General features: G+C 55.9%; 10 protein-coding genes. 2 read left to right on the plus strand and 8 right to left on the minus strand.

Features of this window, described 5'->3' with window-relative positions:
• Both H8527_RS02920 and H8527_RS02925 read right to left on the minus strand, forming a co-directional pair.
• On the minus strand, window positions 1–1,247 hold a 1,247-nt coding region (locus tag H8527_RS02920), incomplete at its 3' end, for a DNA polymerase III subunit gamma/tau (protein WP_187545458.1).
• A gap of 22 nt (window positions 1,248–1,269) precedes the next feature.
• Window positions 1,270–2,208 (minus strand): helix-turn-helix domain-containing protein, encoded by a 939-nt coding sequence (locus H8527_RS02925; RefSeq protein ID WP_187545460.1) that lies wholly within the window; start codon window positions 2,206–2,208, stop codon window positions 1,270–1,272.
• Between the two features lie 200 nt (window positions 2,209–2,408).
• Here H8527_RS02925 and H8527_RS02930 point away from each other — a divergent pair, with 200 nt between their 5' ends.
• Window positions 2,409–5,483 (plus strand): sialidase family protein, encoded by a 3,075-nt coding sequence (locus H8527_RS02930; RefSeq protein ID WP_187545461.1) that lies wholly within the window; start codon window positions 2,409–2,411, stop codon window positions 5,481–5,483.
• A gap of 74 nt (window positions 5,484–5,557) precedes the next feature.
• Here the strand turns inward: H8527_RS02930 and H8527_RS02935 are convergent, their stop codons facing one another.
• From H8527_RS02935 to H8527_RS02960, 6 genes are all read right to left on the minus strand, one after another.
• Entirely contained in the window at window positions 5,558–7,582 is a 2,025-nt protein-coding gene (locus H8527_RS02935; RefSeq protein ID WP_187545463.1) for a dihydrofolate reductase, read from the minus strand.
• A gap of 12 nt (window positions 7,583–7,594) precedes the next feature.
• A complete protein-coding gene (locus tag H8527_RS09845; protein ID WP_255498499.1) occupies window positions 7,595–8,488 on the minus strand; it encodes an SDR family oxidoreductase in 894 nt (297 codons plus the stop codon).
• An 84-nt stretch (window positions 8,489–8,572) separates the two neighbouring features.
• The gene (locus tag H8527_RS02945; protein ID WP_187545465.1) at window positions 8,573–9,370 is read right to left on the minus strand and encodes a Fic family protein; all 798 of its coding nucleotides are present in this window, start codon (window positions 9,368–9,370) and stop codon (window positions 8,573–8,575) included.
• An 11-nt stretch (window positions 9,371–9,381) separates the two neighbouring features.
• On the minus strand, window positions 9,382–9,843 hold the full coding sequence (locus H8527_RS02950) for an adenylyltransferase/cytidyltransferase family protein (RefSeq protein WP_187545467.1): 462 nt from the start codon (window positions 9,841–9,843) through the stop codon (window positions 9,382–9,384).
• An 18-nt stretch (window positions 9,844–9,861) separates the two neighbouring features.
• Window positions 9,862–10,845, minus strand: a complete 984-nt coding sequence (locus H8527_RS02955; RefSeq protein ID WP_187545468.1) for a glycosyltransferase — start codon at window positions 10,843–10,845, stop codon at window positions 9,862–9,864.
• A 48-nt stretch (window positions 10,846–10,893) separates the two neighbouring features.
• Window positions 10,894–12,339: a lipopolysaccharide biosynthesis protein gene (locus H8527_RS02960; RefSeq protein WP_187545470.1), complete on the minus strand. Its 1,446-nt coding sequence runs from the start codon at window positions 12,337–12,339 to the stop codon at window positions 10,894–10,896.
• 208 nt (window positions 12,340–12,547) lie between these two features.
• On the opposite strand from H8527_RS02960, the gene H8527_RS02965 reads away from it, so the two are divergent.
• A complete protein-coding gene (locus H8527_RS02965; protein WP_187545472.1) occupies window positions 12,548–13,033 on the plus strand; it encodes a ferritin in 486 nt (161 codons plus the stop codon).
• The last annotated feature ends 119 nt before the right edge of the window (window positions 13,034–13,152 follow it).

The raw sequence follows: 13,152 nt of genomic DNA on the forward strand, positions 1-13,152 counted from the left end.
GCGGGTGCAGACGTGGCGTGGGGAGGCACCGACGGCTGTGCCGTGGCGGCAGCAGGAGCGGGTGCGGGCTGCGCGGCACGCTGAGGGGCGGGCGCAGGGGAGAAGATGGGGAGGAGGCGTCGTGTAGGGCCAAGCCCACTGCCGGCGCCGTCGTCTTCGAGCAGTTGTGCCACCTGAATGAGGGTGAGCTCGACGAGGAGGCGCTTGTTGTTAGAGGCGCGATAGTTGATGTCGCAGTCGTTGCAGAGTTTCAGCGCACGATAGAGGAATGCCGGGGCGCATTGCTGCGCCTGTTCGGCATAGCGCTGACGCACACTTTCGGCCACTTCGAGGAGCGGGAGCGTCTGGGTATCGCGCGAGACGAGGAGGTCGCGGAAGTGGGCCGCGAGACCGCTCATGAAATGATGGGCTTCGAAACCCTTGGAGAGGATTTCGTTGAGCGTGAGCATGACTTTGGGGATGTCGCGGCGGAGGAGGGTGTCGGTCAGGTCGAAGTAGTAGTCGTAGTCCAGGACGTTGAGATTTTCGATGACCTGCCGGTAGGTGATGTTGCCGCCGGTGAAGGCCGCCACTTGGTCGAAGATGGAGAGGGCATCGCGCATGCCGCCGTCGGCTTTGCGGGCGATGACGTTGAGCGCCGTTTCCTCGTAAGTGTAGCCTTCCTGGTCGGCCACGCGCTTGAGGTGGGCCACCACATCGGGCACCTCCATACGGGCGAAGTCGTAGATTTGACACCGCGAGAGGATGGTGGGGAGAATCTTGTGCTTCTCGGTGGTGGCGAGGATGAAGATGGCGTGGGCGGGTGGCTCTTCGAGGGTTTTGAGAAAGGCGTTGAAGCCGGCTTGTGAGAGCATGTGCACCTCGTCGATGATGAACACCTTGTAGCGTCCGATTTGCGGCGGTATCTGCACCTGCTCGATGAGGGCGCGGATGTCGTCGACGGAGTTGTTGGAGGCGGCGTCGAGTTCGTGAATGTTGTACGAACGCCCCTCGTTGAAGGCCACGCAACTTTCGCAATGGTCGCAGGCTTCGCCGTGCTCGTTGGGGGTGAGGCAGTTGATAGTCTTGGCAAAGATGCGTGCCGAGGTGGTTTTTCCCACACCGCGCGGTCCGCAGAAGAGGTAGGCGTGCGCCAGTTTGCCGGTGGCAATGGCATTTTTGAGGGTCGTGGTCAGTGCGCTCTGCCCCACCACGCTGTCGAAGTTGGTGGGGCGGTATTTGCGCGCCGAGACAATATAGTTGGACATAAGTAAAGGAGAAGTGGTGTGGCTAAGAGAGAACGGCATCATTGGGGGCGGAAAGCTCCAAAGTGTCCTCTTCGCTCAGGCGGCGATAGTCGAGCGGGGAGATGCCCACGAGATTTTTGAAGTATTTGCCCAGAAAACTTTGGTTGGGGAAATGGAGCTGAGTGGCGATTTCCTTGACACTGTGGTCGGTGTTGCGGAGACGGTTTTTAATCTCCATGACGACCATGCTTGAAATCCAGCTGCTCACGGTGCGGCCGCTCACCTGCTTCACCACCTCGCTGAGGTATTTGGGCGTGAGCTTGAGTCGCTCGGCATACCACGCCACTTCGCGCTCACGGAAGTAGTTGGCCGAGAGAATCTGCATGAAGTTGTAGAACACGAAGTTGAGGCGGGAGCGGAAACGCTCGCGCTGCGGATTTCGGCGCTCCACGGCGTCGCAGATGTCGAAGTAGAACGTCTGCATCATCGTCCTGACGCTCTCGCGCCAGAAGGTGTGCCCACGATTGCTCAATCTCTGAAGGATGGTGTTGTAGCTGCGGTGCAGGGTGGCCTGTTCGTCGGGCGTGAGTCGAAGCACAGGGCTTTCCATCAAATGGAAGAGGTAGGGCCAAAGGTGGAGCATGGAGATGAGCGTTTCCTGCACGTAGTTGCGGTCTTGGACGAGCGCCACGAGATGGAAGTCGGGACTCTGCTTGACCCGATCGACGACCTGCTGTCCGAAGAGGATGTAGAAGTCGCCGGCTTGGAGAGTCACCGGTCTGCTGTTGACAAAAAAATCGCTCACTCCGCTTTCGCAGAATCCGATGAGGAAAAAGTCGCTTTTGAAGGCCTTGCCCGCAAAGTCGATGCGGCTGAAATCTTCGACGATCAAAATGTCCTCGCCTTCGGGCGATGTGGGCGCGGCATAGGGGCGCAAATCGTCCAATTCTACTTTTCTTAATTCTTTGGGTTTGGTGTTCATGGCCGGAAAGGACGTAAGGGAAGTTTGTGGAGCAAAAATACGATTTTTCTCCGAATTTAGATAAAATATTTGGGAGAAATCGATTAAATTCGCTATCTTTGCACCATCGAGATTGCAAAACGCATACAATTGCGTCTTACTTTGACTTCTATAAATTCTATTTATCTTTCCATCTTTCTTTAACCCTTATTGTTAACATCATGAACATTGGATTTTACGCGTCCCTACTTGTCGCCACCACTACGATGGCCACGTTTTCGACACAAGTGGTACAAGCGCAAACAACTCCACAAACTATTGCCATCGAGCAGTCCACGGGGCAATGGACATCCTCGAACGCAGCGAAAACCTGGCATGCGGTTTGGACAAGCAATCAGTCCGACCCACAGGTAACTCTTCGTACCGATCAGAACAACATGGCATACAAGGACGGAGGAATTCTCCTTTTCACGGGAGGTAACTCTTCTTGTAACTACACCATCATGGCTTCTCCCGGCTACGAGGTGAAAGGCTATGAATTTGAATTTACCTTGTCTGAGAGCAAAGGCAAGACCGTTACGATTACTCCGGAAGGAAAGGCTGCTTTGATCAGTAGCAGTACCACTGAAGTGCAGCATGTTGCCTTGACCGACCTTTCCAGTCAAGCCGTCAATTTTACGGTGAGCACCACTGCCGGAAATAAATCATTTGCGCTCATTAAAAATGTGAAAGTGACAGTGGCCAAAAGTGCTGTTGCCAACTCCACGAAATATCTCTACACCACTCACCCCGGGCAGAAACCTTTCCGTATCCCCGCGATGGCAAAAACCAAGAGCGGCCGTCTGCTCGCTTTTAGCGACTACCGTCCCAATGGAAACGACATCGGCTTTGGTGAAGTGGACATCCAACTTCGCACCTCCGACGACAACGGAGCCACTTGGTCGAACGCTGTAACCATTGCCGATGGAGATGGCAACGGCTCTGCCCTTACTTGTGGCTTTGGCGATGCCGCTGTCGTGGCCGACCGTGAAACGAACGATGTGCTTATGCTTTGCGTAGCCGGAAAGGTGCCTTATGGACACGCCGATTACAGCCAAGGAAATCCCCTTCCCATTGTGCGCTTTGTCAGCCACGATGAAGGTAGGACTTGGCAACCTTACGAAAACATCACCGACCAAGTGTACAGTCTTTTCGACAATAGTAAAAATGGTAAGGTCAAGAGCCTTTTCGTAGGTTCCGGTAAACTCTGCCAAAGCTCCACCATCAAGAACGGCACACACCATCGCGTCTATGCTCCCGTGGCTGCTCGCGACGGCGGCAACCGCGTCCTCTTCTCCGACGACTTCGGTGCGACTTGGCATGTGTTGGGCGGCGCCGATGCTCTCCCTTGCCCCGGTGGCGACGAACCTAAAATTGAAGAACTTCCCGACGGCCGCATTCTCCTTTCCAGCCGTGCATCGGGCGGCCGCTTGTTCAATATCTTCTCTTACAGCAACAAGCAAACCGGTGAAGGTACTTGGGGAACTCCCGCCAAATCCGACCAAAGCAACAATGGTGTTGTCGCAAAAGAAAACGCTTGTAATGGCGAAATCCTTATCCTTCCGGTAAAGCGCAACAGCGACAACCAGCAAATGTTCTTGGCCTTGCAAAGCATTCCTTTCGGTAATGGACGTACCAACGTGGGCATCTATTATAAAGAATTGCCCTCGCTCAATGCTTACGTTACTCCCGAAGCCTTCGCGCGCGAATGGACCGGCCGTAAGCAAATCTCCAAGATGGGATCGGCCTACAGCACCATGCTGCTCCAAAAGGACGAAAAAATCGCCTTCTACTATGAAGAGTCTACCTATGGCGCTGACTACACCGAGGTGTACCTCCCCCTCTCACTCGAGGAAATCACCGACAACGCCTACACCTACGATTCTACCGTGCCTGCTCCTGGTGAAGACGAGAACGTGATTGGTGCCGAAGATATTGAGCTTCTCCGTCAACTGCTCGACTACAAAGGATTGGGATACCCCAAGGAAAATGCTCCCTCACGTGTTGCCCTCGAGGCCATTCTCAAATCCCCTGCCGACTTCAACAATACTCAACTTATGGAAGAAGTCGATAAATTCTATGATGAGGAAGACGTTGAAATGCCCGTGGACGGCAAGCGTTACATTATTCGCGTGATGGCCAAAAACGGTACTCACTTCTACCTCGACTATGACGGCAGTGATGTGAAGGTGACTGAACAACCCCAAGATGCTGTTCCTGCTGCAAGTGCCTATTTCACCGCTCATCTTTCTGCCGATAAGAAAAGTTATTCTTTCACCACCGCCGATGGCAAATACCTTTGCAATCACTCTTCTTATAAAGGCGTGGATTGGCTCGAAACCGAAAGCACTACGGGATTTACCACAAGTTATGACCCTGTCATGAGCCCCATTAAACTCCATAAGTTTAATACTTCTCCCAAAACTGAAGGAACAGTCTTCAGCTACTTCGGTGGTTTTTATGCCGTATCTGCCCGTGGTAAAAAAGCCGATGGTACAGCCGTTCAAGGCGCATGGATCATCAACACGGAGGATAAGACTTACGATGGTGCTCCGGAACACTACTTCACCGACAAGTTCTCTTCACTCTTGAGATTCCAACAAGTCATTGCACCTCTCGGTGCAGAAGTGACAACTCTCGCTGATGTTGATGGTACGAAGGCTTACGCCCTCTACAATGCCCACTTCACCACTTATGCCATCAATAAGGCCGGTGAGACGAATGTATGGGTAGCCGGTATGAAGGGAGATGCAACTCACGCCGTGGCCAACGCTGAATTCAGCAAGCCTTACAGCCTCGACGACCTCAGCGGCGGCTGGCAACTCTTCCAAGACAAGCAAGGTCAATGGTATCTCTACAACATTGCTGCAAAGAGTTATGTACAGACGGGGCGTCCCTGCACTTTCACGACCGACCCCACTCCCATCAACGTGACGGAAATCAAGGGTGGTTTTGCTTTCAACACTACCGAAGCCAACACCAACTTCTTCTGCGCCGCTCCTCAGTTTTCCGACAGCCCCATCGCCTGCTGGACAAGCGACGACGACGGTGCTCGCTGGGTGCTCGTGGAAAATCCCAACCTCGAAGCCGACCTCGAAACCTTCAACCGCATCACCGGTCTTGACACCGTGCTTGCTCCCAAAGCCAAGCGCACCGGCATCTACGACCTCTATGGACGCCGCATCGAAGTGGCTGATCCTCGCGAACTGCCCTCCGGCCTCTACATCATCGACGGCCGCAAGCAATGGGTGAAATAATCACCTACTTACCCACGAAAAAAGGGTATGTCCATTTCGGACATACCCTTTTTTCGTGGAGTTGCTGCTCGCTCCTATTCGTTGACGAGCGGGAGGAAATTGTAGTCGCGCGAATAGCGGAGGTTTTGCACATCAAAGGCTTCGTCGTAAGTGAGGGTCACATCGGTGATGTTGCCCGAAGCATCGCGCTGAGCGTGATAAACGGGGTTGATGAAACCCTTGTAGGGAGAGAGGTGCAGACGTTCGTAGCGGGTGAGGATTTCCTGATGAAGTTTGGGGTCAATCTTCACCGCGTAACGCTCAATCAAGTCGCGGGCGGCATTGAAATCACCTTCGCTCTTGATGCGCTGAATTTCGGCCAGCAGTTCGCCAAAGAGGCGACGCACCTCGACATAGTCATTGACACGCACATAAGTTTTGCCCTTCACCTTGACCAGTTCGGCCGCAGGATGCGCCGTCTTGGCCATACGCGCATGGTCGAGCACCCAGTTGGCCACCAAAGCGCGATTACGCATGTGGGCTTCTTCGATGGTGGCTCCGGCCTTGATGCGCACGAGTTGGGTGAGCGCGCCGTTTTGGAGGTAGGAGTAGTATTGCGATTTGTGAGCGTCCATGTTGGGCGTCAGACCGAGTTCCACGAGCTTCTCATCGCCCAGATAGTAGAGGGCAAAGAGGTCGGCACGTGCCTCTTCGATGGTCGACCCATAGGCACGCAGGGTGTCGGGGTCGGTACCGGGGAGGAGGCGTCCGCTGCCGTGTCCCAAACATTCGTGCAGGTCGGTGTGCAGGTCGTCGCAGTTGTCGCCGTAGTCGGCAATGAGGCGGCGGGTAGGTTCGTCGATGACAAACTCCTTGTCCATACCAGAACCGTGGGCAGCCTTGGCATAGGCCGAGGTGAGGTTGGCGATGGTCACCGATTTTGAACCGAAATCACGGCGAACCCAGTCGCTGTTGGGGAGGTTGATGCCGATGGCCGTGGCCGGATAGAGGTCGCCGGCGAGGATGGCCGCGGTGATGACCTTGGCAGAGATGCCTTTCACCTCGGGCTTCTTAAATTGAGGTGCCACCGGACTGTGGTCTTCAAACCATTGTGCGTTGGCCGACAGCTTTTTGGTGCGTTCGGTCGCTGCCAAGTCCTTGAAATTGACCAAACTTTCCCACGAAGCCTTCATGCCGAGCGGGTCGCCGTAGCTTTCGGTGAAACCATTCACGAAGTCAATCAGGCTTTCGGTGTCTTTGAGCCAAAGGATGCTGTAGTAGTCGAAGGTGCGGAGGTCGCCGGTGCGGTAATACTCGATGAGTTTGCGGATGACGGCCTTCTGCTCCTCGCGGTCGGCAAAGGGCAGGGCGGCTTCGAGATGCTTCACGATGCGTTCGAGGGCGGTGGTGTAGAGACCGCCGATGCGGTAGACGCGTTCATCGAGAAGGCCGAACTCGTTGCGCACGAGGCGGGAGTTGAGCCCCATCATCACCGGCCGCGGGTCGGCGGTGGGCTTGCGTTGGGTGTAGAACTCTTCGGCTTCGGCCTGCGTGATGCCGGGTGCATAGTAGTTGCAGGCACTGGTGAGCACAAGGTCGTCGCCGTCTTTCTGATTGACGCGCATCGGCATCACCTGCGGGTCGAAAATCACGGGGAAGATTTCCTCTTCGAGCGTGTAGCCCACTTCTTTCAAGGCGGTGCGCAACCACGCTTCGGAAAATTCGGGGACAAACTTTTCGCAACCATAGTGGTGGTGGATGCCGCCCGAGAACCACACGCGCTTCAAATAGGTCGTGAGCCCTTGGAAGTCGCGGCTGCGGCGGTCGCCCTTGTAGTGTTGATAGACCGTTTCGAGCATTTTACGGATGCGGAGGTTGTAGCGTCCGTTTTGGTCGAAAAAGATGTCACGTCCGGCCAGTGCGGCCTCGGTGAGGTGATAGATGAACGTTTTCTGTTGAAGGTTGAGGCGTTCAAAGCCTTCCACCTTGTAGCGCAACATTTGGATGTCGGCAAACTGCTCATCGGTGTAGCGAAACGTGTCGTGCTCCGCTGTGGCGGCTTGGGCGGTCGTGCCCAGTGCCGAGAGAGATAGCATCATAGTGATAATTTTGTGTTTCATTGGAAAAAGGGGTTAGGGGGGTGTTTCGATACCTTTCACGCGCCCCGATGCCACCTTGTAATCGTAGGAGCGGCGGCCTTCGGCGCGGAAGTCGTTGTGACAGCGGTCGAGGACGTGGCGGAACACCTCCTCCCACTGTGGAATGAAGCGGTCGTCGCCGGCTTCGAGATGTGCCAAAATCTCCGCGGCCAAAGGTCGCACCTGTTCGAGATCGGTGGGCGGCGGAGCAGCGGGAGAGGGGGGAGAAATTACCTCAGAGGTAGTTTTTTCCGGCTCTGAGGTAGAAAAATTTATCTCTGAGGTAGAATTTTCTACTTCCTTCGTAGGATTTCCGGACGTCTTTTCGGACTGTGCGGCAGGAGCGGCAGCAAAGCCGGTGCCGCTGATGCTGCCCGGCGACACGTTGAGAATGCGGTTGGTCGTGCCGGCCTTCTCCAATTCCACGTTGACGCTCTCGATGAAGATGCGGAGGGCGGCTTTCGACGCCCCATAGACGGAGAAAAAGGGGCTGCTCATGAAGCCGGCGATGCTCACCATGACCATCGTGTGGAAAGGGCGGCGGCTCTCGATGCGGGAAAAAAAGCGGTGAATCAGGCGCACCACGGCGGTGGTGTTGACGGCAAACGAAGAAATGATGTGCTGTTCCGTCAGGTCGCGGAAAGGCGACAGACGTCCGAAGCCGGCAGTGATGAGCAAAGCGTCGATGTCGGTGAAACGTCCGAAAAAATCGAAATCGTCCGTTTCGAGGTCGAAGCGGAAGGTGGTGAATTTGGGGTGCTGTTGGGCGGCCGGCACCTCGTTGCGGTCGACGATGTAGACGCGCTCCACTTCATGGCGCTCGGCCAGTAGGTGCGCCAGTGCCAAACCGATGCCGCCGGCACCGCCAACGATGAGGGGAATGTGCATGGGAAGAAAAGGATGGAGAAAATGAAACGGCCAATCAGGGCAGACCATCAAAGCGGGATGTTGTCGGGCATGGCCGAGAGGAGGTCAGCCCTCCTGAGATTGTCGGAAGGTGTCGATTTCGTCACGGAGATTGCCGATGTGCTCTTCAAACATGAAGTCCAGAAACGGCTGTGGCGATTCGGTCTGCCGCGCTGCCACGAGGGCTTCGATATAGGCCGCCTTGTTGTGGTGGTCTACTTTGGAAGGTAGAAGACCGCACTCCCATTGGAGGTGGTTCATGAGCAAACGTGCCATACGGCCGTTGCCGTCCACCCACGGGTGGATGGTCACCAAACGCAAGTGGGCTTCAAAACTCAACGCATATTGCTGCACAGCATCGCCTTGGGCGAGGAGTTTTTTGCGTTCCGCGTTGAGCCATGTGCAGAAGGCATCGAGGCGGGCAGGCACTTTGAGGTAGTGGAGATAGGACGTACCGCCTGCTCCGGCAGTGACGTTGACCAAGCGCAGGTCGCCTGCTGCGGCATCAAAACTGCCCGCCAGGGTGTTGTAGGTCGCTCCGGTGTTGCGCATCACCAAAGCCGCCAGTTCGCGCAAGCGGTCGGGGGTGATGTCGATGTGGAGGGCAGCCCACCGGCGGCTCTGCTCATAGGCGCGGCGCAGGTCGAGATTCATCAGGAGTTCCTGCATCGAACGCCCTCGGGCAGGGAGGTCGTCGTCGAAAAGCAGTTGGTTTTCGACCTCCGTGACCGTAGACCCCTCGATGGCGGTAGAGTGCGTGATGAGGGAGTAGAGGTAGAATTTGTCATAATCTACCTGCTGCGCAATGCCCAACTGATGGTATTGGTCGAGCAAAGCAAGGAGTTGCGTGCGTTGGGCGTTCATCGGGAGAGGGATTATTCTTTGACCACAACATCGGGATTGACGCGGGCTTCCACCTGGCTTTTGAGATCTTGGTAGTTGCGGAGCACCTCTTCCTTGATTTTGGTGCTCGACACGCCGTCGCCATAGGGGAAATAGAAGACCGTGACCCCGAGTTCTTGGAGATAGTCGTATTTGCCGCGCCAGTCGTCGCCCACCACGAAGACATCAATGTTGAGTTTTTGCACGATTTCGGTATGGTCGAGGGTGCGCTGCGGAATGACCACGTCGGGATATTTCAGCGCTTCGAGGATGGCGAGCCGCTCCTCAAAGGGGATGACGGGCGGCCGTTTGTAAGAACTCACCAGTTCGTCGGTGGAAACGCCCACAATGAGGGTGTCGCCCAAGCCGCGGGCGTATTTGATCATTTTGAGGTGGTTGGAGTGGAACATGTCGAAAGTTCCGGAGGTGTAGACGACAATGCGGTTGTTGTACATGAGCAGGGGAAGAGAGGGTTAGACGGTGGGGGTGCCGGCCTTGCGCGAAAAGCGTTTGCTCAAGAAGCGGCGGAGAGAGTAGCGCTGCATTTTGCGGGAGAGAATGTGGGGTAGCACGCGGAGGAAGTAGGCCGTGGCTCCGCTGCGCCAAAGGGCTTTCAACCATAGACTTTGGCGCGGCACACCGAGGCTGTTCCAAGGTTTTTGGGCGCCGATGTAGTGGATTTCGACGGGATCGGCGAGGGCGGCCTTGAAGGCAGCGCGGCGCGCGGCATCGTCGGCAGGGAGCGAGGCGATGACGGTGTAGAAGTCGGTGGTGTCGGGGTGGACGGTGTAGAAGTTGTTGCACACCATGTAGCGCATGGGGAAGTGGCGCACCCGCTCGCGGCAGCAGAGCGCCATGCAGTCTTGTTCCGGAAACGGCAGCCGCGCGTAGTTGGCCTTGTAGTAGTCCGTCATGATGCGTTGCATACCATCGCGGCGGATGGCGGCAAGGTTGAAGAGAAGGTAGCCGGCATTGATTTCGCGTTCGAGCCAATAGCGCTCTTCGTCCGTAAAGGAAGGGTAGAGGCTCATGCGTGTGGAGGGGAGAATGGTGTCGACTCCGGCATAGTAGAAATCTTCCCCTTCAAAGACGGAAAACGAGGGTGCGATGTCGCCCGTGTAGAGCATGTCCACATCGGAACAAAGGATGCGGTCGTATTGCGGAAAGAGGTCGGCCGCGGTGAGTTTGAAGAAGATTTCGCGGGAAAAATGACTCTTCCCCGGACAGGCTTCAATCCCGGCATCATAGGCCGAGGTGTCGATGAACGAGAGCGTGGCGTTGGGAAAGGGCGCGACGGCGCGATGCAGTTCCCGTCGGGCACGTTCCGACAGCCCCATGTGGAGGACGTGGAGGGGATAGGTGTGGCGCGGGTCGGCATGGGAGAGCATCGAGTGGAGGGTCACAACAGCCGGCACCACGTAGTTTTCGTCGAAGGTAAAGAATACGGGAATTGTCATTGTGCGGTGTAGAGAGAGGGGGTGGTCATCAACAGTGGCGAGGAAAGATTACCTTTTCTTTTTCAAAAGGAAGGCCACGCTTTCGCGGAAAATGGCCGCGCCCGACAGCCACATCAAGGCGGGATAGAGGAGGGCGGCCATCGCCACTTTGGCCAAGAGGGTGGGGAGGAGCGGCAGGTGGAGCGCTGTGACGGCGAAGTGGGTGGCGAGCATCGTCAAGGCCGCGATGCACAAGAAGGGCAGAATGTCGCGGCCGGCCTGCACGTAGGAAATGCCCAGTTCGCGACGGACGAAAGCGTGCCAAACGAGCGTCCAACACAGGTTGATGAGGGTGTAGATGCAGAGCATCGTGAGAATGCCGAAGGGCGCAGAAACCACAAGCGTGAGCAGCTGCGTGACCACGAGCGCCGACAGTCCCCACATGTAGGTGCTCGAACGGCCGCGGCTCAGTAGGAACTGCGTGTAGAGGGTGGTGATGGGGAGGAACGCGCCGCTCACGCAGAGGATGGTGAGCATGGTGGCGCTTTCGAGCCATTTCTCTCCGATGGCCAGCACGATGAATTCGCGCGCAATGGCGGCGATGCCCAACATCACGGGAAAGGAGAGGAAGGAGGTGAAGCGGAGCATCTTGCGAAACACCCGCACCTGCTGCTGAGGGTCGTTGCGGCTCTCGACAAAAAGCGGCTGCGCCACACCGTTCACCACGCCCGTGACGACGGAATGTCCCATGTAGTTCCACTTGTTGGCTTGGTTGTAGTCGCCCACCACGATGGGGGTGTAAAGGCGGCCGAACACGATGGAAAAGAAATTGTTGTTGAGGTGGGAGATGATGTTGGTGGCCAGTAGGCGCGAGGAGAAGTGAAACATTTCGCGCACCGGACGATAGTCCCATTCCAAGGTGGGACGCCAGCGCGCCAATGCCCAATAAAGGAGGGTGTTGATGGCGTTGTAGACGAGGGTTTGGGTGGCAATGCCCCAATAGGCATAGCCCCGCAAAGCCAGTGTGACACCCACGCAGCCGGAGATGGCCAGCGCTGCGAGATTGGCCAAACTCCGCTCCCGCACCCGCAGGGTTTTGAAGAGCCGTGCCGAGGGCACAATCCCCAGTCCGGAGATGACGAAAGCCAAGAAGACGTAGCGCGCCAAGGGGGTGAGTTCGGGCGTGTGGAAGTAGGCCGCCATGAGCGGTGCGCAGGCAAAGAGCAGGCCGTAGAGCGTCAGGCTCATCGGCAGGGCAAACCAAAAGACGGCGTTGTAGTCGCGGTGTTCCAACCGAGGACGATTGACCAATGCGGCCGTAAATCCACTCTCTTGAATGCTGGCCGCGATGAGCGAAAAGATGGCAATCTGCCCCACCATACCATAGTCGGCGCGCGAAAGGGTGCGTGCCAACACGATGCCAAAAGCCAAGTTGAGCACCTGCTGCATGCCGTTGCTCACGCTGCCCCAAAGGAGGCCTCGGGCGGCTTTTTCTTTCAATGTGGGAGTAGACATAACAAATTGAGTCAAGGAAGTGTTGCGAAAATACAAATTTCTGCCGAAAGCGACAAGATAATACTGCTTATTTGAAAAAGAAGTCGTAACTTCGCACTGTCTACGACACAAATCCGGCAGTGGGGCTTCAAAATCTTTGCTGCATGGGTCGCGTGCAGACGCCTTTCTTTCGGACATAGCATAACATAACATAACAAGATTCTACAACATGATTTCTCAAAAACTCGAACAAGCACTCAACGAACAGATTGCTTACGAAATGCAGTCGGCCAACCTCTATCTCTCCATGGCTTTCTACTTTGAAAAGGAGGGTTTTTCGGGCTTCTCCAATTGGATGAAGAAGCAAAGCGAAGAGGAAATGGATCACGCTTTCCAAATGGCTACCTACCTCATCAAACGCGGCGGAACGGCTCTCGTCAGCCCCGTTACCGCCCCGGTGAAACAGAGCTGGGAAAGCCCTCTCGCTGCCTTTGAAGATACCTACAAGCACGAATGCAGCGTGAGTGCGCGTATCGACGCCCTCCACGACCTCGCCCTCAGCGAAAACGACAAGGCTACGCAGGATTTCTGCTGGCAGTTCGTACGCGAACAGGTGGAAGAAGAGGCTACCGCCAGCGGCATCGTCGACCGCATCCGCAAGATGGGCGACAACGCCATCTTCAACCTCGACCAGCAATACGGCAGCCGCAAGTAAGTTGGTTTCCGCCCTGCAAGCTCTCAAAAAAAAGTTGCACCCTTCCTCGGCGAAAGGTGCAACTTTTTTTGGAGGCTCACTGAACACTTTTATTGGACAACCTCCTCTTGTTGCGGTGC

The sequence above is a fragment of the Alloprevotella sp. Lung230 genome, from assembly GCF_014385435.1.
Taxonomy (GTDB): domain Bacteria; phylum Bacteroidota; class Bacteroidia; order Bacteroidales; family Bacteroidaceae; genus Alloprevotella.

Bases quoted from the DNA above. Each gene is read 5' to 3' on its own strand.
- H8527_RS02925 (WP_187545460.1), bottom strand. From the start codon at position 2,208: ATGAACACCAAACCCAAAGAATTAAGAAAAGTAGAATTGGACGATTTG.
- H8527_RS02930 (WP_187545461.1), top strand. From the start codon at position 2,409: ATGAACATTGGATTTTACGCGTCCCTACTTGTCGCCACCACTACGATG.
- H8527_RS02935 (WP_187545463.1), bottom strand. From the start codon at position 7,582: ATGAAACACAAAATTATCACTATGATGCTATCTCTCTCGGCACTGGGC.
- H8527_RS09845 (WP_255498499.1), bottom strand. From the start codon at position 8,488: ATGCACATTCCCCTCATCGTTGGCGGTGCCGGCGGCATCGGTTTGGCA.
- H8527_RS02945 (WP_187545465.1), bottom strand. From the start codon at position 9,370: ATGAACGCCCAACGCACGCAACTCCTTGCTTTGCTCGACCAATACCAT.
- H8527_RS02950 (WP_187545467.1), bottom strand. From the start codon at position 9,843: ATGTACAACAACCGCATTGTCGTCTACACCTCCGGAACTTTCGACATG.
- H8527_RS02955 (WP_187545468.1), bottom strand. From the start codon at position 10,845: ATGACAATTCCCGTATTCTTTACCTTCGACGAAAACTACGTGGTGCCG.
- H8527_RS02960 (WP_187545470.1), bottom strand. From the start codon at position 12,339: ATGTCTACTCCCACATTGAAAGAAAAAGCCGCCCGAGGCCTCCTTTGG.
- H8527_RS02965 (WP_187545472.1), top strand. From the start codon at position 12,548: ATGATTTCTCAAAAACTCGAACAAGCACTCAACGAACAGATTGCTTAC.